Origin of the sequence: Streptomyces beijiangensis, from assembly GCF_017315755.1 — a bacterium.
GTDB classification, from domain to species: Bacteria; Actinomycetota; Actinomycetes; order Streptomycetales; family Streptomycetaceae; genus Streptomyces; species Streptomyces beijiangensis.
The window spans coordinates 1-19,268 of record NZ_JAFLRJ010000040.1 but is presented as its reverse complement, the minus strand read 5'-3'; the positions used below and the strand labels follow the sequence as shown (position 1 = coordinate 19,268).

The window sequence follows — 19,268 nt, the reverse complement described above, 5'->3', positions numbered from 1 at the left end:
CAGTGGGAATCCGTACGGGCAGCAGCCCCAGCCCCAGTACGGCGGTTGGCAGTCGCAGGGGCCAGGGCCAGGGCCCGGGTACGGCGCCACTCCGCCGCCGTTGCCCACCGCTCCTCCAGGGATGCAGCCCATGGGTGCTCCGAATCCCACGCCTCCGGCAGGGCGCGGTGCCGGCGTTCGCCGTGGATTCGGTTTTGTCATTGCCCTTGTCGGCGTGCTCCTCCTCACCGGGGGCAGTGCACTTGCCGCGCACGCCTACAGCAATAGCCGGCAGACCACCCCCAACTACAAGTACGGGCTCTCGCTGTGGAAGGACGAGCCGGTCGACCACCTCTTCCCCGAAACTCTCGGAGGAAAGGACGCCGACTACGAAGGAAAGCTTTCCAACACCGGACGCGCGCTGTGGCGGCGACTCGGGATCTCGCAGGAGACCGCCTGCGACAAGGGGCTGTCCGCGAAGACGCTGGCGAAAGCCAAGGAGCTCGGATGTGAGGCCGCGCTCCGCGCCACGTATGTGGACCCCACCGGCAACACCATTGCGACGGTGGCGCTGATGGTGATCCCCGGCGGGGAATCCAAGCGGCGGGAGATGGCGGACTTCTTCGACGGGCGAGAAGGCCTCGAAGCAGCTGTGCACGCCCTGGCGGTGCCGGGATCCCTTGCCGAGGGGTGGACCGATGCGGTGCGCAGCGGTTCCGGTCTCCTTCCCGTCGGCGGCGACAGCATGCCGTACGTAGTGGCGGCAACGGCAGGCGCGGCGGACGGCCGGGTCGCGGGAGGGCTCCCCGGGGAATGGGGAGAAGAGGACGTCGACGGGAAAATGGACCGCACATCGTGGCAGGGCTCAGCGACCGACCTTGCGTCTTCGTTCGTTTCCTATATCGATGAGATCCAGATGGGGAGCGCACAGTGAGCATCCGACAGACCAAGAACGCCGTCGTCGGAGCAGCTCTGAGCGCTCTCCTGTGTGTCGTGGCCGCAGGGCCCGCTGCCGCCGACGCCGCCTCTGTACCCAGCAGTTGGGAGTCGGCTGCGCTGGGTCTTCCGGCGGCCCAGAGGATCAGCAAGGGCGCCGGTGTCACGGTGGCAGTTCTCGACAGTGGCGTTTCTCCCGACCACCCCGCGCTGAAGGGGAAGGTGATCAGCGGCCCCGACCTCCTCGACGACGGTCTCGGCACAAGTGACCCGGGCTGGGGTGTTCACGGTACGGCGATGGCATCGGATGTTCTCAAGGTCGCGCCGGAAGCCAGGATCCTCTCGGTCAGGATCATCGACGAGAGCAAGGCCGTGTCCGGGAAGCTCGACCGGAGCCCGACCCAGATCGCGGAGGGCATCAAGTACGCGGTCACCCATGGTGCCAACGTCATCTCGATGTCCCTGGGGAGCGTCTTCGCCATCTACAACTCCTCCGACACCGAGGCCATTGGCTACGCGGTGAGCCATGGCGTGAGCATCGTGGCCTCCGCCGGCAACTCCGCGTCCGAAGGCAACGACGGTGGCTTCCCGGCCGGTTACGCCAGCGTGATCTCCATCGCCGCGACACAGCGGAGCGGCTCCCGCGCCAGTTTCTCGACCGTTCGGACTCACAACGCGGTGGCCGCGCCCGGCGTGGACATCCTCAGTGCGGCGAGGACCGGCGGCTACCGGAAAGTCAGCGGGACGTCCCCGGCCGGGGCGCTGGCCGCAGGGGTGGTGGCGTTGATGCATGCGCACAACCCGAAGCTCTCGCCTGCCCAGGTGCGGTCGATCCTGACCAGCACCGCGCACCATCCGGCAGGTGGCCACAACGCGCTGGTGGGCTATGGCCAGATCAATGCGGCGGCAGCTGTACGGGCGGCGGGCTCGCCACCGGCCGACAGGGCCGCGGTGATGCCGTACAAGGGCAAGGAACATCTGGCCACTCCGGACGGTGAGTCGAAGACCAGCCACGCGGCGATGGAGCAGCCCATCTGGTTGGGCGGCCTCGGCGCCGCAGGCGTGGGACTGCTGATGCTGATCGTCGGTCTGGTCATGGTGCTGCTGCGCCGACGCAAGGTTGCGGCCGCGAGTATGGTGCCGCCGCCCAACGGGATCCCCGTACAACACGGTTACCCCGCCCAGGCGCAGGCGCAGGCTCCGAACGCGTATGCGCCTCAACAGCCTCCGTATCAGGGGCAGTAGCACCCGGTGTGCGCCCGGCAATGCCGGGCGCACACACCGGGATCCCGGTCACGCCTCGGGACGGGTGCCGGAGCGCGCCGACCAGCGCGGAGTCAGTACATGCCCCAGCGCCAGCACGCTCAGCCCGAACATCAGGATGCCCAGGGGGACATGCAGCGCAGGCATGTGGGCGACGCCCAGCACCACTTGCACCGAGGCGAGCACGAGGAAGCCGGACGCGTACAGGATGGGGCGGGGCGATCCGCCGCCCGGTCGCCACGCCAGGATCGCGGCGAGCACGTACAGCATTGACGCGCCGTACATCACGCGCGCTCCGGCGCTGTGCAGTGCCTCGCCGTAGGACGTGGACAGCAGGAGCCCGGCGCTGACCGACTGGAGGAAGATCGTCAAGGTCTGCAGGGCGATCGCGACCTGCAGGAACGTGAGTCTGCCCCGTACTGCCGCCGTCTGTGCGCTCATGACGCGGTCCCCTCTTCTGCCTTGCGGCACTTGATCGGTAGTGTCTCGGTACTCCGACGACGTGGGCCCGCGAGATGTGAGGCGAAGCTTCGGTCCCGCCATGCGCAGGAGTGACGCCGGACGAGTAGAGGAGCGGTCGCGACATGAGCAGCCCGTCCGAGGCAGGGCATGACCGGTCCGAGCCGGGTCTGAGCGCGATCGTCGGCGAGCGGGGCCAACTGATCAATCTCGCCTACCGGTTGCTCGGTTCGCTGGCCGAGGCCGAGGACGCCGTGCAGGAGGCTTACGCCCGCTGGTACGCGATGTCGCGGGAACGGCAAGAGGCCATCGAGTCGCCCGGTGCCTGGCTGTCGACGGTGGCCGGCCGTATCTGCCTGGACATGCTCGGCTCGGCGCGGGCCAGGCGCGAGCGTTACGTCGGCGAATGGATACCCGAGCCGCTGCCCGACCGTACGGAGTGGTTCAGCGGGCGGGTGGGCGGTGGCAGGACCGAGCCGGTCGACCCCGCCGACCTCGTGACCCTGGACGAGTCGGTGAACATGGCCTTCCTCGTCGTGCTGGAATCGATGACGCCGGCCGAACGCGTGGCGTTCATCCTGCACGACGTCTTCCGGTACCCCTTCGCCGAGGTTGCCGGGATCGTCGGCCGGACGCCCGCGGCCTGCAGGCAGCTGGCGTCCTCGGCCCGTCGGCGGATCCGCGCAGCGCAGACCCCGGCGGCTCCGACGGCAGGGCAGGCCGGTCTGGTGCGGCACTTCAAGGAGGCGTGGGAGGCCAAGGACATCGAGGCCCTCGTCGGTCTCCTCGACCCCGGCGCCACGATGATCGCCGACGGTGGCGGCCTGATCGGCGCCGCACTCCGCCCGGTCGAGGGCAGCGAGCGCATCGCCCAGTATCTGATCCACATCGCCGGGAAGGCCCCTGGTCTTGTGCTCCTGGAGCGGACGGTCAACGGTCACCCCGGGCTGGTCGCCCAGCATGCCGGGGTCACCGTCACCGTGGCGGCGTTCAGCCTCACCGGCGACCGCATCACGCGCATCTGGGCGGTCCGCAACCCGGAGAAGCTCCGCTCGTGGACCGCCCGGATGTGAGCTGTACGCAGCGATCAGGCAGCCCGGGGCCGGCCCTGAGGACCCGTCATTTTCGCCAGAACAGGTGGTGCGTCACCCCGCTCGGGCTGGGAACGACGTCCAGGTGGAACCGGTCGAGCAGCTCATCGGGCGACTCCCAGAGCCGCACTCCAGTCCCGAGCTTCAGCGGCGACACCGCCACATGCAGGGTGTCGACGAGGTCGGCGTCGAGGAACTCCCGGATGGTCGTGGCCCCGCCGCCGAGCCGGACGTCCTTGCCCTGCGCCGCCTCCCGTGCCTGTTCGAGGACCGTGGCAGGGTCGGCGTCGACGAAGTGGAACGTGGTGTCGGAGAGCGTGAGCGAAGGACGCTTGTGGTGGGTCAGGACGAACACCGGGGTACGGAAAGGGGGTTCGTCACCCCACCAGCCCTGCCACTCATGGTCCTGCCAGGGCCCGCGCTGGGGCCCGAATTTGTTGCGGCCCATGATCTCGGCGCCGATGTCGCGGGCGTAGTCCCGCGTGAGGTAGTCGTCGAGGCCCCGGCTGCCCCCGGGATCGGTGCGCATGGGCCAGCTCGCCGTGGCGCCTGCCCAGGCGGACAGATCCCCGGGCTCGACATGACCGAAGGGCCTTTCGAGGGTCTGGTCCTCACCGGCGCCGATTCCGTCACTCGAGACGTTGAAGTTCTGGACTCTCAGCAGCTGAGCCATGTGTTCCTCCTGTGCTGTCGACAATGATGGTGAGACTTGCCGGGCCGGGAAAACTCATCGCTGTGCCCGAGGCCGGTCGGCAGCCGGGTCACCCGGTGCCCCCTGCGGAGTTTTCCACTGCTCGCCGCCCGGCCCCGTATTTCGGCGGGTCCGGTCGCGCCGGTGGTCGAGATTTCGTACGTGTTCGATATCTCGGTCGGTGCGGCGTCGAATTTCTCTGTCGTTCGAATCCTCGAACATGAGACACGTTCGGATTTGTTATTGGCGGGGAATCGCCTACGTATCCGTGTGGACTGGTGTGACCTGCGGTGATGTGCTCCATGTCGACGGCCTCAAGGGCTTCTCATCAATATTGAGACGGGCCCTCGCGCTTATTCCCTGTTCGGAATCTTGACGTGCCTTCGAGCCGAAGTCATAGTCATGGCCGTCAGTCAGGTGCACCGCTCTTCACGGGGACGAAGGAAAGGTGAACAATGATTGTTCGGCCAAGGCTTCCGCACGTGAGAAAGACGCTGCTCTCCGCAGCCGCGGCAATTGCACTCATCCTCGGCACCTTCGTCGGCATCGGCACGTCTCAGGCGGCAGGGTCACTCCCGTGTGACATCTACGCCGCCGCCGGCACACCCTGCGTCGCCGCGCACAGCACCGTGCGCGCACTCTTCTCCGCGTACAGCGGCTCCCTCTACCAGGTCAAACGCGCGTCCGACGGCACCACGGCCAACATCGGCACGCTCGCCGCGGGCGGCTATGCCAACGCCGCCGCGCAGGACTCGTTCTGCTCCGGTACGACGTGCATCATCACGGAGATCTACGACCAGAGTTCCCAGCACAATCACCTCACCATCGAGGGCGCCGGAGGCAACGGCGGCGCGGACGTCGGCGCGATCGCCAACGCCCTGCCCGTGACCGTCGGCGGCCACGCGGCGTACGGCGTCTGGGTGTCTGCCGGAGTCGGCTACCGCGACAACAGCACGACGGGCGTTCCCACCGGAAGCACCGCCCAGGGCGCGTACATGGTGACCAGCGGCACGCACGTCAACAACCGGTGCTGCTTCGACTACGGCAACGCCGAGACGTCAGGCAACGACACCGGCAACGGCCACATGGACGCCATCAACTTCGGTACGGAGTGCTGGTTCGCCCCGTGCTCGGGATCCGGCCCCTGGGTCATGGCGGACCTGGAGAACGGGCTCTTCTCCGGTGCCAACGGCTCCTACACGGGCAACACGGGCAGGTCCAGCACCTTCGTCACGGCCCTGCTCAAGAACAACGGCACGACGACGTACGCGATCAAGGACGGCAACGCCCAGTCGGGCAGCCTGAAGACGCAGTACAGCGGCGCGCTGCCCAACATCGGCGGTTACACGCCGATGCACAAGGAGGGCGCCATCGTGCTGGGTACGGGCGGTGACAACAGCAATGGATCCGACGGGTCGTTCTTCGAGGGCGTCCTGACCAACGGCTATCCGACGGACGCGGCCGAGAACGCCGTACAGAGCAATATCGTCTCGGCCGGTTACGTGAAACCGGCCGCCGCCTTCCCGGCCACCGGTACCGCCTACCGGCTGACCAACGTCAACAGCGGCAAGGTCCTCGATGCGGTGAACTGCGGTACCGCGAACGGCACTTCGATCGACCAGTGGGCCTCGCTCGGCAACACCTGCCAGCAGTGGAAGTTCGCCGGCGCCGGCAACGGCCACTACACGATCACCAACGTCAACAGCGGGAAGACGCTGGACTCCGTGAACTGCGGCGCGGCCAGCGGCACCGCCATCGACCTGTGGCCCGCGCTGGGCAATCTGTGCCAGCAGTGGGATGTCACGGCGGTCGGCGGCCACTACACGATCAGCAACGTCGGCAACGGAAATGTGCTCGACGTGACGAACTGCGGCACGGCCAACGGGACCTCCGTACGCCAGTGGGCCCAGCTCGACAACACCTGCCAGCAGTGGAACATCGCGCCCTGACGCGGACAGCGGACAGCGGAAAGCGGAAAGCGGACAGCGGGCCGCGATGCATGTGCGTGGCTCCGCCCCCTGCAGGGGGCGGAGCCGGCGCCGTCAGTCCGACGTCCGGCGCAGGATCAGCGTGACGAAGCCCCAAGTGTCACGGTAGGCCCGCAGCCATTCCGAGCGCCGCGTCGCGGCCGTCGCGAGTGCCTGCGCGCTGTCCGGGTCCGCCGGGTGGTCCAGGGCCCAGGTGGACAGCGATCCCCAGCAGGACCATTCGTAGTCGTCCAGTTCGCCGCGCGAGCTGACGTGACCGTCGACCGGAGTCCATCCGTCGGCCTCGACGCGCTCCACCGTGGTCGCCAGATCGGCGAACTCCCCGAGCATCTCCACGGCTTCCCCGGACGGGTCGCGGTCCCAGAATCCCTCGCCGATCAGGACATGGCCGCCGGGTGCCAGGTGCTTGCGGGCCGCTGCCAGGGTGGGCAGCAGACCGCCGAAGGCGTGCGCCGCGCCGACGCTGAGCACCAGGTCGTACGCGTACGGAGAGGCGAAGGCCGCCGCCTCCTGCCGGTGCAGGACCAGGCGTTCGCGGACGCCCTGACGGTCCGCCGTCCGCTCGGCCTGCGCCAGGTCCCCCTCGGAGATGTCGACTCCCTCGGCCCGCAGCCGCGGGTGCATCGCCAGGGCGCGCAGCAGCCATTCCCCGCCGCCGCAACCGAGGTCGAGTATCCGTTCGTCGCCGCGCGGTGTGCCGCGTTCCAGCAGGCGGCGCACCGATTCGTCGTCGAGCGGGGACTTGATCGAGTGGTGGGTGTGGGCGATTTTGGAGATCTCTTCGCGGTTCACCGGCGCAGTGTGGCATCGCCGGATGCCGTCGGGCATCACGTTTTTCGGTGTGCCGGGTGCCCGTGGGAGGCGTGCGGAGCAACTGTCATTCCCTGCCTGGCTCTTGACCTGACGCCGTTCGTCCCTGAGTGTGTGGTGCGTTTGAGCCGCTCGTTAGCAGGAGGTACGCGTGAGACGTTGGAAGACTCGGGGTGCACTCGCTGCGGTCGCGGCGACGCTGTTCGTGGGGACAGCCGCGCCTTCTTCAGCTGCTGTGACAACGTTGTCAGTCGCCTCCGGAGCCATCGCGGGCGCACAGCTCGTCGCCGATCCGAGCGATTACGTCGATCCCCTCATCGGCACCGGGAGGGGCGGGTCCAGCGTCGGCGAGATCAACAACTTCCCCGGCCCGTCGACCCCGTTCGGGATGATGCAGTTCTCTCCCGACACTCCCGGCTCCTACGCCGGGTACCAGTACCACAGCGACACCATCCGCGGTTTCAGCATGGATCACGCCTCGGTCGGCTGCACCGCCTTCGGCGACGTGCCGATCCTCCCCGTGACCGGTGACATCGGGGACGCCCCCTGGAACAAGGTCGAGCACTTCTCCCATACCGACGAGAAGGCCGAGCCCGGCTATTACGCCGTCACCCTCGACGACTCGAAGGTACGGGCCGAGCTGACCGCCACCACCCGTACCGGACTCGCCGCCTTCACCTTCCCCGAAGGCTCCGAAGGCGGCGCACCCGCCCAGATCCTGGTCAAGGGCGGCGCCAGCCTCGCGGGCGACAAGGCCGCCGACATGCACATCGTGGGCGACCGGAAGGTGACCGGTTCCGCCACCACCGGAAACTTCTGCGGCAAGGGCAACGAGTACACCGTCCACTACGCCATCACCTTCGACCAGCCGTTCACCGCGCACGGCACCTGGGACGGCACCACCGTCACCAAGGGCAGCGACACCGTGGACGCTCCCAAGGCGGGCGCGTATCTGACCTTCGACACGGCCACGAACCGCAAGGTGCAGGCCAAGATCTCGATGTCGTACGTCTCCGTGGACGGCGCCGAGGCCAACCAGGCCGCCGAGGTGCCCGGTTGGAGCTTCGAGAAGCTCCGGCAGCAGACCCGGGACCAGTGGACACAGGCACTGCGCAAGATCCGGGTCGCCGGCAAGGACACCGACGAGCTGAAGACCTTCTACACCTCGCTCTACCACGGGCTGATGCACCCGAACACGTTCGACGACGCCGACGGACGCTACATCGGCTTCGACAACAAGATCCGTACGCTGCCCAAGGGCCGTCACCAGTACGCGAACTTCTCCGACTGGGACACCTACCGCTCGCTCGCCCCGCTGCAGGCGATGCTCTGGCCCAAGGAGGCGAGCGACATGGCGCAGTCGCTCGTCAACGACGCGGTGCAGGGCGGCTGGTGGCCGCGCTGGCCGGTCGCCAACGACTACACGGGCCAGATGACCGGCGACAATTCCGTCGCCCTCATCTCCAACCTCTACGCTTTCGGCGCCCGTGACTTCGACCTCAAGACCGCGCTGAAGTACCTGGTCAAGGGTGCGACGACGGTCGACGACACCCCGGGTGCGTACAAGGAGCGCCCCGACATCGCCAACTACGTCGAGCGCGGTTACGCACCGAACAACGACGCCTCCCGCGGCGACCACGCGCGCGTCGGCGGTTCGGTCACCCTGGAGTGGGCGATCGACGACTTCGGCATCGCGCAGCTCGCGAAGGCCGCAGGCGACGACCGTACCGCCCGCACCTTCACCCAGCGCTCCCAGAACTGGCAGAACATCCTCAACCCGGCCACCGACTACCTCCAGCCGCGCGGCGAGGACGGCCGCTTCCCTGACGGTCCCGGCTACCAGCCGCCCGCGCCGGGCAAGTTCGGCCAGGACGGGTTCGACGAGGGCAACGCCGCCCAGTACAACTGGCTCGTACCGCAGAACACGGCCGGTCTGATCCAGGCCATGGGCGGGCGCGACGCGACGTCCGAGCGGCTCGACACCTTCTTCACGAAGCTCAACGCGGGCCCCAACGAGCCGTACATGTGGGCGGGCAACGAGGTCAACTTCGGTGTCCCGTGGGTCTACAACCACCTCGGCACCCCGTGGAAGACCCAGAAGGCCGTGCGTGACATCGCCACCACGCTCTTCAGCCCGACCCCCGACGGCGAGCCCGGCAACGACGACCTCGGCGCCCAGTCCTCGTGGTACGTATGGGCCGCGCTCGGTGTCTATCCCTCGACGCCTGGCACACCCGATCTCTCCGTGCACAGCCCCCTGTTCGAGCGTGCCGTGCTCGATCTCCCGGGCGGCGGACGCGATCTGGACATCCGCGCACCGCAGGCGGCCGCGACCGCTCCGTACGTCCACGACCTCAAGCTCGACGGCCGTGACTGGGAGCGCACCTATCTGCCGCAGTCCGTCGTACGCAACGGCGGGCGGCTGGACTTCAGCCTGTCCGGCACCCCCGATACGCACTGGGCGACCTCCGCGCAGGCCGCGCCGCCCTCGTACCGCACGGGTGAGCACTCCTTCCTGGCCAACGCCACGCCCAATCAGTCGACCGTCGTACCGGGCGGTGCCGGGGCGGACATCACGGTCGACGCGCAGCGGCTCGGCGGACACGACCGGAGCCTGACGGTCACCGCGCAGGCGCCGAAGGGTCTGGAACTCAGCGCGCGCAGCAGGCAGTTGAAGCTCGACGCGCGTACGGGTTCGGGGAGCACCGGGCTGACCGTCACGGCCGGACCCGGGACCCCCGAGGGCTATTACGAGATCCCGCTGACCGTGCGCGGATCAGGCGGGGCCGATCCCGTGAAGCTCTCGGCGTACGTGCTCGTCGCCGCGGAGGGCAGCCTGTCCGCCGCGTACGACAACACCGGGACGTCCGACGACGCCGACCACGGCCAGGGCGACTACGACGCCGCGGGGAACACCTACTCGCGGCAGGGGCTCGCGGCCGCGGGGCTGAAGGGCGGGGCGCGTCTTGAGGCCTCGGGCACATCGTTCATGTGGCCCGCCGCACCGCAGGGGCGCCCCGACAACCTGGTCGCGGGCGGCCAGACGATCGATCTGGGGGCTCCCGCCAAGGACGCGAAGCGTCTGCTGTTCGTGGGCTCGGCGACCAACGGCGACCACAAGGGCAGCGCGACGGTGACCTTCACCGACGGCACCACGGGGACCGCGGACCTGTCGTTCGGCGACTGGACCCTGCCGGGCGGCGGCACGGATCCGGTCTTCGGCAACACGCTGGTGGGGAAGGCCGCCAGGAATCAGGGCGGAGGCACGGGGCCGACCGCGTACGTCTTCGCCACGACACCCTTCCAGGTGCCCGATGGCAAGCAGATCAAGAGCGTGACGCTGCCGAAGGACGGTGAGCTGCACGTGTACTCCGTCGGGCTCGGCTGACGGTGGGGTACGGGGCGGCCTGCGGGGGGCGGTGTTCCCCGCAGGCCGCTCACCGATCAACAGTCAGTACGAGACCGAGAGTCGCGATCGCCAGCGCCAGGAAGGTGCCGGGGAAAGCGATGTTGTAGAAAACCCGGGCGCGGACATGGGCGGCGACCGCCCCTATGAAGAACAGGACAAGACCGATCGAGGCGGCGACGCCGACGAGCGGGACGCCCAGCAGCCCCAGCAGCAGCCCGATGGCCCCCGCCCCTTTGAGGGAGCCGAGCATCGGGAGCCAGGAGACGGGCACCCCCACTTCCGTCGCGTTGGCGACGACGAACCTGGCGCGCGCGATGTTGGCCACGGCCTCGAAGGCGTTGGCCGCGATCGTCAGGGCGGCGACGACGGCGAATGCGATGTACATGCGGGTTTCCCTCCTGCTCCACCGCGCTTGCGGCTGCTGCATCCAGCCTCGTCGCGCTGCCGGCTTGGCGTCCAATACGTGCATCCATAACCTGGCGGCATGGATGTCGACACCCGGCTGTTGCGCTGTTTCGTCGCCGTGGCGGAGGAGGGGAACCTCACCCGGGCCGCAGAGCTGCTGTTCGTGTCCCAGCCCGCGCTGACCAAGCAGATCAGGCAGCTGGAGACCCGGTGCGGGGTGGAACTCTTCATCCGCTCCCGTGCCGGCATGACCCTCACCGATCCTGGCAGGGCCCTCGCCGCGCGCGTGCCGACGCTGCTGGCCGGCTGGGACCAGGCCCTGCGGGAGACCAAGAGTGCGGCCCGGCGGGCGTCCCGCGTCCTGCGCGTCGGCTTCCTCGCCAGCGCGGCCAACGAGGCGACGCCGGGCATCGTCGCGGATTTCGCCGCCCGCCGACCGGGCTGGCGGGCCGAGATGCGCCAGGCCTCCTGGTCGGACCCGACCGCCGGGCTCGCCGACGGGGAGGTCGACGCCGCGCTGCTACGGCTGCCCTTCCCCGGCCAGGACACCTTGCGGGTGGAGGTGCTGTTCACCGAGGACCGCTGGGTGGCGCTCCCCGCGTCCCATCCGCTGGCCGTACGCGAACAGATCGACTTCCGGGACCTGTGGGACGAGCCGTTCGTGGCGGCCCCGCCCGAAACGGGCTGGTGGCAGGGGTATTGGCTGGCCACCGATGAGCGCGAGGGCCACCCGGTCCGCATCGGCGCCGTCACCGACCAGCCCGACGAATGGCTGAGCGCGATCGCCAACGGTTACGGCATCGCCCTCGCCCCCGAGTCCTCGACCCGCTTCTACGCACGCCCCGGTGTGGTCTACCGCCCGGTCAGCGGCGTCAGCCCCAGCGGGGTCGGCGTCGCGTGGGCGCCGGGCGACGACACGAACCCCGTGGTGCGGGACTTCGTACGCTGCTGCCTGGACAGCGGTGCGCGGTGACCCGGATCCAGCCGTACGGATTCCCGCGCGTCAGCGCGGAAGCGCAGGCGCCTGCCCGGACCGCCCGGACCGTCCGGACCGCCCGGGCCGTCGCAGCAGCCACTGCCAGAAGCCCCGGCGGGGCGGCTTCGGCGGACGTACGAGAATGCTGCCGCTGTGCACCTTCCCCGAGACATGGACCCGCAGCCGTACGGGCGTCGAAGGGTCGGGCAGAGCCCGGTTGCGCACGCTGCCGCTGTGCGACGTGACCTCGTCGACGTCCACCCAGACGTCCGGCGGGACCACCAGCGTCACCGACCCCGAGTGCACCGACGCCTCGATCTCCAGCGTGGGCAGCGTGATCACCGCGCCGGTGAAGTCCAGCACGACCGCGCCGCTCCGGGTCTCGATCTCCATGCGCTGCGGCACCACCCAGGGGCCGTCCCGCCGCGTGCTCGCGCTGTTGACCGCGATCCGCGACAGCTCCTTGGGAGGCGCGGCGGGAACGCCGGCCGTCAGCCTCGCCGGGCCTGCGGTCGCGGGGAGATCCACGAGCAGCGCTTCGAGCTCGCCGTACGTACGGGCCGTGAGCGCCGCCCCCAGCCGTTCGTCCAGCTCCTCCGAGGTCAGCCTGCCGTCTCCCGCGGCGACCTGGAGCCGCTCCACGACCTGGTCGCGGTCCTCGTGGGACGCGCGCAGCCGACTGCGATCGGGAACCAGTTCACCGGACATTTCTCCACTCTAGTGGCGGCGTCGGCCGGTGGGACAGCGCCTCGACGGCCCAACTGATCGCCGCGGCCGGGCTCTCCGGTGCCGGCCAGTCGTTGATCACGGCGAGCAGCTGCTGGTAGCGCTCCCTGCGCGGATCGTGCGCGCCTTCGAGGCGGGTCAGCAGCCGGTCCCGGAGCGCGTCGTCGTCGGGGGAGCCGACGGTCCGCGCGTAGTGCGCCGTGAGCGCCGCGACATACGGTGCGGCCTCCGGTGATCCGGGGGCGATGCCCGCCGCCAGAGCCCGGTCCGCCTCGTCGCGTACGGTCGCCACGAGATCGCGTCGCAGCGCCGGGGCGCGCTCCGCCGCAAGGTGTTCGGCCGTCCGCCGCATGGCGGCACGGAACTCCGGGTCCCGGGACAGTTCCGCCAACTCGACCCAGGCGGTGACCTGTTCGGGCTCGGGGTGCTCGGGGAGTTCGGGCGTCATCGAGCGTGCGATCCCGGCGAATGCGGGGGCGCCGTCCAGGCCGCCGAAGGCGGAGTCGAGGAAGTCGGCGATCAGGCGTCGGCGTTCGTCCTCGGAGAGCGTGGCCAGCTGGTGCATCAGTTCCATCTCCTCAGGGGTGGAGTCGCGACCGGCCACCGCCGTCAGCACCGCATGCCGCAGTCGCAGGACCCGGATCTGCACCGCGAGGGCCTCGGCGTGCGCCGAGGCGACGTCGGTGAGCGTGAGCTCCCGGTCCAGGACCTTGCGGATCGCGGGCAGGCCGATGCCCAGATCGCGCAGGGTCCGCAGCAGTTCCAGGCGGGCGACGGCCTCGGTGCCGTACAGGCGGTAACCGGTCGGGGTGCGGTCGGCCGGCGGCACGAGCCCGCTGTCGGAGTAGAACCTGATGGCCTTGACCGTCAGTCCGGTCCGCCGTGCCAGGTCACCGATCGAGCAGAGTGCGCGTGCGTGCTCGTGCGCGTCGCCGTTCATGTCTTCACCGTGCCGTCTCCCCCTACCGGAGACTCAAGCATCGGACATACGGCGGCGGAGTTCAGTACAGCCAGACGCCGAATGCGGCGATCATGAGCCCGGGGACCAGGAGCAGTCCCGTACCGAGGAGCGCGCCGCGCAGTGCCCGGCCGCGCGGCGGTCCGGCGGTGCGCCACGCGGTGACTCCCGAGTGCATGCCCAGGAGCGCGAGTGTGGCGCCGACGACCAGGACGAGCGCGACGAAGAAGTCGTCCCAGCCGGGGGAGTGGGAGTAGTGGTGCCCGACCGCGACCAGGGCTGCCGTGGCGCCGGGGGTGCCATTCACGTGGTGCTGGTCCTCTTATTTGTTGCAGGCGGGTTGCTCGCGAGCGTGGTCACACACCAAACCTCTCCCGGACGGTGAGCCGCCGGGAAGGGGGTTTGGGTTATTCAGAGGGAGCTTTGTGCACTCCAGGGAAAGCGGTGACGCAGATTTTCCCCGCCGCAGGGACAAAGTTGAGGTGCGGCGTCCGTCGGCTGGAACGCGGGCTTGCCGCGGCCGATCAGGACCGGCCCGGCTTCCAGGCCAGTACGTACGCCTGCGGGCCCTTCTCCGTTGCGTTCGGCTGCCGGATCACCCGGGTCTGCTCGACCAGACCTGCCTGTTCCAGGAGCCCGGCCACATGGTCCGGCTCCAGCCAGTAGACGTCGAGCGAGAGATCGTGGCCGTACGCGTGCTCCAGATGTATGCGCCGGTCGCCGGCCTTGAAGGCGAGGAGCAGCCGGCCGCCGGGAGCCAGTACCCGGTGGAACTCCGCGAAGATCAGCGGGAGTTGCTCCGGAGGCGTGTGGATGATCGAGTACCAGGCGACGACACCGGCGAGGGAGCCGTCCGCCAGGTCCAGGGACAGCAGCGACCCCTCGTCGAAGCGCAGATGCGGGTACGCCTCGCGCGCCACCGCGACCATCCCTGGCGACAGGTCGATGCCCGACACGTCCAGCCCGAGCGTGTCGAGGAACGTCGTGATGCGGCCGGGCCCGCAGCCGATGTCGGCGACCGGGCCGTTGGAGTCGGCCTGCACGAGCTCGGCGAAGGCGGTGAGCATCGCGCGGTCCAGCGGGATCTCCGCCAGCAAGCCGCTGAGCAGCTCGGCGTAGTCGGCCGCGACCGTGTCGTACGAGGTACGGGTGGTGTGCAGATGGGGAGGCTGTTCGGTCATGGGCGGAGAGCGTAGCCCCGGGCGGATCGGGCGGATCGGGCGGACCGGGGGCCGACGGTTCAGCTCGTACGGCCGGCGATCCGCTGTGCGTGCCCCTTGTGGTCCGGGATGCCGATGTGGCCCGACGCGCGCTGGGTCACGCCGAGCCAGAGCTGCGGGGCGTAGCGCTGGACCGCCGCTGTCATCTCGTCGACGGCTGCCGGGGCGAAGGGGAGCCGGTAGCGCAGGCGCGGGAGGTCAGGGGCCAGGGGCTCCTCGTCGCGGACCAGGACCCACAGGGCCGGGTCGTCGCGGTCGATGGGTCCCGAGGGGTGCAGCTCCAGGGAGTACAGCTTCGTGCGGCGGCCGAGCTCGCTCCAGTGGACGCCGGCTCCGGCGAGCGAGTCCCAGCGGACCACGCCCCGGGTGCTGCCGTTGTCCAGCCAGAGACCGGTCGCGTCGAGCATCACCCGCAGCTGACGGCCCTTCCAGAGGGGGAAGAGCGAGAGCAGCCCGATGGCGAGGATGAACAGCCCCATCACGATCCCCGCGTACCCCTTGGCGCTGGGGTCGCTGTCGCCGTAACCGACGGCGGCGGCGGCCCCGCCGGCCAGACACAGCAGCCCGATGGCGCTCAGCACGATGGCGAGGGGAACGACCTTGTAGGCGTTGCTCGTTGTACGGATGACGGTGGCGTCGGGGGAGGGGGACTGCACGGGAGGAGTGGGCATGCTGGCGATCCTAGGGTGGTGAGGGAGGGCGGCGGCAGGGTCGGTGGCCGGGCCTTTGCCGGTCTCTCGCGGCCTCAGGCCACCAGGCCCACCAGGAATGCCACCGCCGCCCCCACCAATCCCGCGACGGTGATGACGATCGCCGCCGCACGCACACGTCCGCGACCCGCCGCATCCCAAGTGGTGGAGAACGACACCTTGTTGCGCCCGGCCGGCAGATGGCCGGTGGCCATGTACAGCAGTCCCAGCGCGAAGATCAGCCACGATCCGAAGAAGCCCGCGAACCAGCCGCCCGCGCGGTACGGCGCGGTGATGACGTAGCTCGCGTCGGTGTCCGTGGAGAGCGTCGGCGCGCCCGTGCGCTGCACCGAGACCTTGGCGCCGCCCAGGTAGCGCCGCTTGCCGTCCTCGATCTGGGCGTTGATGTCGCGGATCTTGCCGTCGTCGGAGACGAACGTGCCGTAACAGGTGACATGGCGGCTGCTGCCGTGCCGGCGGGCCCGGTGCGTGGTGACCGGACTGGTGTCGCAGGACTGCACGGTCAGTTCGCCGTGCGTGCCGATCCAGCCCGCCGTGTTCGCTCCCTGGTACGCGGTGAAAGCGGCCGCCAGGAGCGCGAGGATCAGGAATCCGGCACCGGCCGCACGCCCCAGGACGGTGGGGCCGCCGGGCGCGGGGGAGAATGCGTTCGGTGCCAACGGAACCTGAGTCACCGTGAGTTCGTCCTTTGCTGTGCAGGGTGTGGGGGGCGTGTGTGACGGCCGTGGCATACCGGGCTGAATGTCACATCGGTGCGCTAGGGTACCGGCTTGATCGCATTCCAACTGCAAAGTGAAAGTAAACCGGGGGAACAACGCATGCCAGGCAGTGGGTTCGACGTCGATCCGTCCGTACTGAAGAGCCAAGGTGGCGAATTCGCGAAGATCGGCGGCGATTTCGCGGTCGCCGCCGCCACGCTCAAGGACACGCTCGCCGCTCTCGAAGGGGATGAGCCGCCGTGGGGCGCGGACACCATCGGTGGCCCGTTCGACGTTGTTTACCAGCCGGTCAAGGACGGGATGAACGACTCCATGGAGTCCCTCGCCGAGCGGCTGAAGGGGATCGGGTCGAAGCTCCAGCAGACCGGCGCGAACTACGAGAAGACCGAAGAGATCGTCACGATGACCTACACGGCCGGGAGCTGATCAGCCATGTCACTGATGCTTCCCGGCGAAATCGCGTGGGTGCTCGGACTGCTCGGGTACGAATGGCCCGAGGCCGACGAGGACAAGATCGTCCAGACCGCCGACGCCTGGCGGGCCTTCGGCGCCGAGGTCGGGCGCCTCGAAGAGGCCGGAATGACGGCCGCCGGTGCGATCCGCGCCGCGAACTCCGGTGACGCCACCGAGGCGTTCGACAAGGAATGGCAGAAGTACGCGGGCGACGGATATCTCGGCGACGCCAAGTTCATGGCGGAGACCCTCGCCATCGCACTCGACGTGGTCGCGGTGAACGTCGTGATCAGCAAAGTCACGGTCATCGCGCAGCTCGTCGCGCTGGCATTCGAAATTGCCGCCGCACAGGCCGCCGCACCCTTCACCTTCGGCCTCTCCGAAGCCGGAGCGGTCGGCGCCACGCAGATCACGCGCGTGATCGTACGGAGGGTGCTCGACGAGCTGGAGAAGGTGATCGTCGAGACGATCACCAAGACCCTCAAGGAAGCCTCCCTGCAGGCGCTGAAGGACATGGTCAAGCAGGCCGTGACCGATGCGGCGAAGGAGGCCGCGACGGGGATGGCGCAGAACCTTGTCGAGCAGGGCGTCAAGGTCAACTTCGGTGCGCAGAGCGGCTTCGACCTCAAGGGTGCGGCGTCCGAAGGCCTGGACACCTTCAAGGAGTCGGCGACGACCGGGATCAAGGACGGCCTGACGGGCGTCAAGGAGAACATCGAGGGTCTCGCCGACCCTCGTACATACTTGCAGGCGGCGACGGACCGGGCGGGCGAGCACGCGGGGAACGGACTGAACCACCTCGCGGGTGGCGGCGGCCCGGACGCCGCGGCAGAGCAGGGGTCGGGCAGCGACGCGGCGGAGCCCGCGAACTCGGGCACGAGCTCCGGTACGAGCCCGGGCTCTGGTACGAGCTCCGATACGAGCGCGAGCCCGAGCGCGAGCCCGAGCGCGAGTTCTGGTTCCGGCTCGCACCGCCGGTCCCCGCACGCGGACCGCGTCCGCTCCGACTTCGGCTGAACGAGAGAAGAGGACAAGCCACATGGCCGCACCACAGACCCCCGAACAGCCCGGCGTCTGGGACGAAGCGCTGGAGCCCGCACAGCTCCGCTCGCTCAACTCCACGCTGCGCAAGCTCGCCGACAGCGACGGCGGCAACCGCGAACTGCAGGAAGCCGCGAAGAAGTTGATGTCGGGCCGCATCACCCTGCGTGACGCCCTCGACGACCCCTCCGTCTCGCGCGGCCTGCTGGCAGGCACCGCGTCCCTGCGCGAGAAGTGGGAGGCGGCCTCGGAGGAGGAGCGCGAGGCCGTACGGGAAGAGCAGCCGGCCCCCGACGACGGCCCGACCCTTTCGTCGGGCGACCAGAAGAAGCCCCCGGGCCGCCACAGCGGAGGCTTCTCGCTGTACTAGACACCAGGCCTCGGCTACTGGGTCAGGCCACTGGGCACGAGACGAGGCCGCCCCCGCAGCAGAAGAGCTGCGCGGGCGGCCTCGTCGTATCTCCGAGCCGTCCGGTCAGAACAGCCCGTGCCACATCTGCTCGACCACCACGGACCACCAGTTCTCCGCGTCGCCCAGCGCCGCCGCGTCGATCGCCACCAGCTGCTCCTGGAACGTCGCGACCGCCGCGCCCGCCGTCACCGGGTCAAGTCCCCGCATCCGCGCCCGCGTCGAGGCCAGCAGCGCCAGCGACCTGGCGAAGGCGGCGACCGAGGTGCCGGCCCACCGGGTGTTCGCCGTGGCCAGATCGACCGCCCAGACCGACCCGAGCCCGTCGGGCGTCGCACGCGACGGATCGATCTGCACCATCACCGTGCAGAGGCCGTCCGACCCGATCCGGGCGAAGTGCGCGAGCTTGCGTACGTCGGACTCCGCGGCCTGCGTCCCGATCGCGAGCGCGGCCGTGGCCCCGTCCGCGAACAGACCGCCCGCGGGCGGCGCGTCATCGCGGTCGGCGGTGAAGAAGTACGGCACATCGGCGGGCAGCCCGGCCCAGGTCAGCGTCTTCTTCGTCTCCTCGGGCAACCGGGTGGCGGCGATGTCGTCGGCGTCGTAACGGCGTACGCCGTCCGCCCCGAAGACCTCCGTCAGCAGTCGGCCCACGGCCACATCGCGCAGTGGCTCCGCCGGTGCGACCTGCGCGGGCACCGGCACGATCCGCATCCGCGGCGGCGCCTGCTGACCCGCGAGCTGGTGCATCAGCTCCGCGTGCTGGGTCAGCGACGCGATGCCCTGGGCGCGCTCCGCGGGGCTCGCTCCGTACTCCTGCGTGCAGGAGAACTGGGCGCTGGGGAAGGCGTTCAGCACCTGCGAGGTGTACCCGCCGGGCAGCAGCGCCGGCCGCAGATCGGTGTGGATCGCGACGACATTGCTCTCGGGGACGTTCATCCGCCGGAGCTCGGACCAGGCCTGGTACTCCACGGGCGGCAGTCCGGCACCGGCGTTCTTGAAGAGGCTGGTCTCCTCGCCGGTCG

Annotated in this window: 20 protein-coding genes; 9 read left to right on the top strand and 11 right to left on the bottom strand. The window is 69.5% G+C overall.

The window, feature by feature from the left end:
* The first annotated feature begins 121 nt into the window (after positions 1-121).
* Both J0695_RS05585 and J0695_RS05580 read left to right on the top strand, forming a co-directional pair.
* The gene (locus J0695_RS05585; RefSeq protein ID WP_206960708.1) at positions 122-913 is read left to right on the top strand and encodes a hypothetical protein; all 792 of its coding nucleotides are present in this window, start codon (positions 122-124) and stop codon (positions 911-913) included.
* Complete coding sequence (locus J0695_RS05580; protein ID WP_206960707.1) at positions 910-2,160, top strand: S8 family peptidase; 1,251 nt, start codon at positions 910-912, stop codon at positions 2,158-2,160. Before J0695_RS05585 ends, J0695_RS05580 begins: the two co-directional genes overlap by 4 nt.
* Positions 2,161-2,208: 48 nt before the next feature.
* Here J0695_RS05580 and J0695_RS05575 read toward each other — a convergent pair whose 3' ends face one another.
* Positions 2,209-2,619 (bottom strand): hypothetical protein, encoded by a 411-nt coding sequence (locus J0695_RS05575; RefSeq protein ID WP_206960706.1) that lies wholly within the window; start codon positions 2,617-2,619, stop codon positions 2,209-2,211.
* A gap of 143 nt (positions 2,620-2,762) precedes the next feature.
* Between J0695_RS05575 and sigJ the strand changes: the two genes are divergently transcribed.
* Positions 2,763-3,710, top strand: coding sequence for an RNA polymerase sigma factor SigJ (gene sigJ, locus J0695_RS05570; RefSeq protein WP_206960705.1), 948 nt, complete (start codon positions 2,763-2,765; stop codon positions 3,708-3,710).
* A gap of 46 nt (positions 3,711-3,756) precedes the next feature.
* Here the strand turns inward: sigJ and J0695_RS05565 are convergent, their stop codons facing one another.
* On the bottom strand, positions 3,757-4,401 hold the full coding sequence (locus J0695_RS05565) for a dihydrofolate reductase family protein (RefSeq protein ID WP_206960704.1): 645 nt from the start codon (positions 4,399-4,401) through the stop codon (positions 3,757-3,759).
* Positions 4,402-4,901: 500 nt separating this feature from the next.
* Here J0695_RS05565 and J0695_RS05560 point away from each other — a divergent pair, with 500 nt between their 5' ends.
* The gene (locus J0695_RS05560; protein WP_372445706.1) at positions 4,902-6,368 is read left to right on the top strand and encodes an arabinofuranosidase catalytic domain-containing protein; all 1,467 of its coding nucleotides are present in this window, start codon (positions 4,902-4,904) and stop codon (positions 6,366-6,368) included.
* A 93-nt stretch (positions 6,369-6,461) separates the two neighbouring features.
* On the opposite strand, the gene J0695_RS05555 is transcribed toward J0695_RS05560, so the two are convergent.
* Entirely contained in the window at positions 6,462-7,199 is a 738-nt protein-coding gene (locus J0695_RS05555) for an SAM-dependent methyltransferase (RefSeq protein ID WP_206960702.1), read from the bottom strand.
* Between the two features lie 262 nt (positions 7,200-7,461).
* Between J0695_RS05555 and J0695_RS05550 the strand changes: the two genes are divergently transcribed.
* A complete protein-coding gene (locus tag J0695_RS05550) occupies positions 7,462-10,605 on the top strand; it encodes a GH92 family glycosyl hydrolase (RefSeq protein WP_206960701.1) in 3,144 nt (1,047 codons plus the stop codon).
* Positions 10,606-10,654: 49 nt separating this feature from the next.
* On the opposite strand, the gene J0695_RS05545 is transcribed toward J0695_RS05550, so the two are convergent.
* Positions 10,655-11,011, bottom strand: a complete 357-nt coding sequence (locus J0695_RS05545) for a DoxX family protein (protein ID WP_206960700.1) — start codon at positions 11,009-11,011, stop codon at positions 10,655-10,657.
* 99 nt (positions 11,012-11,110) lie between these two features.
* Here J0695_RS05545 and J0695_RS05540 point away from each other — a divergent pair, with 99 nt between their 5' ends.
* A complete protein-coding gene (locus J0695_RS05540; RefSeq protein ID WP_206960699.1) occupies positions 11,111-12,004 on the top strand; it encodes a LysR family transcriptional regulator in 894 nt (297 codons plus the stop codon).
* 30 nt (positions 12,005-12,034) lie between these two features.
* On the opposite strand, the gene J0695_RS05535 is transcribed toward J0695_RS05540, so the two are convergent.
* The 6 genes from J0695_RS05535 to J0695_RS05510 form a co-directional block, all read right to left on the bottom strand.
* Complete coding sequence (locus tag J0695_RS05535; RefSeq protein WP_206960698.1) at positions 12,035-12,715, bottom strand: DUF1707 SHOCT-like domain-containing protein; 681 nt, start codon at positions 12,713-12,715, stop codon at positions 12,035-12,037.
* Positions 12,705-13,673, bottom strand: coding sequence for a MerR family transcriptional regulator (locus J0695_RS05530; protein WP_206960697.1), 969 nt, complete (start codon positions 13,671-13,673; stop codon positions 12,705-12,707). Before J0695_RS05530 ends, J0695_RS05535 begins: the two co-directional genes overlap by 11 nt.
* A 61-nt stretch (positions 13,674-13,734) precedes the next feature.
* The gene (locus tag J0695_RS05525) at positions 13,735-13,998 is read right to left on the bottom strand and encodes a hypothetical protein (protein ID WP_206960696.1); all 264 of its coding nucleotides are present in this window, start codon (positions 13,996-13,998) and stop codon (positions 13,735-13,737) included.
* A gap of 217 nt (positions 13,999-14,215) precedes the next feature.
* The gene (locus J0695_RS05520) at positions 14,216-14,872 is read right to left on the bottom strand and encodes a class I SAM-dependent methyltransferase (protein WP_206960695.1); all 657 of its coding nucleotides are present in this window, start codon (positions 14,870-14,872) and stop codon (positions 14,216-14,218) included.
* Between the two features lie 59 nt (positions 14,873-14,931).
* Positions 14,932-15,582 carry a hypothetical protein gene (locus tag J0695_RS05515; protein ID WP_206960694.1) on the bottom strand — a complete coding sequence of 217 codons (651 nt, stop codon included), beginning with the start codon at positions 15,580-15,582 and terminating at the stop codon, positions 14,932-14,934.
* A 74-nt stretch (positions 15,583-15,656) separates the two neighbouring features.
* Positions 15,657-16,280 carry a hypothetical protein gene (locus J0695_RS05510; protein WP_206960693.1) on the bottom strand — a complete coding sequence of 208 codons (624 nt, stop codon included), beginning with the start codon at positions 16,278-16,280 and terminating at the stop codon, positions 15,657-15,659.
* A gap of 159 nt (positions 16,281-16,439) precedes the next feature.
* Here J0695_RS05510 and J0695_RS05505 point away from each other — a divergent pair, with 159 nt between their 5' ends.
* From J0695_RS05505 to J0695_RS05495, 3 genes are read left to right on the top strand one after another with little or no spacing between them, the layout of a single operon-like run.
* Entirely contained in the window at positions 16,440-16,766 is a 327-nt protein-coding gene (locus J0695_RS05505; RefSeq protein ID WP_206960692.1) for a WXG100 family type VII secretion target, read from the top strand.
* A 6-nt stretch (positions 16,767-16,772) separates the two neighbouring features.
* The gene (locus tag J0695_RS05500; RefSeq protein ID WP_206960691.1) at positions 16,773-17,810 is read left to right on the top strand and encodes a WXG100-like domain-containing protein; all 1,038 of its coding nucleotides are present in this window, start codon (positions 16,773-16,775) and stop codon (positions 17,808-17,810) included.
* Between the two features lie 22 nt (positions 17,811-17,832).
* The gene (locus J0695_RS05495) at positions 17,833-18,204 is read left to right on the top strand and encodes a hypothetical protein (protein WP_206960690.1); all 372 of its coding nucleotides are present in this window, start codon (positions 17,833-17,835) and stop codon (positions 18,202-18,204) included.
* Between the two features lie 105 nt (positions 18,205-18,309).
* Here J0695_RS05495 and J0695_RS05490 read toward each other — a convergent pair.
* On the bottom strand, positions 18,310-19,268 hold a 959-nt coding region (locus J0695_RS05490; protein ID WP_206960689.1), incomplete at its 5' end, for an SUKH-4 family immunity protein.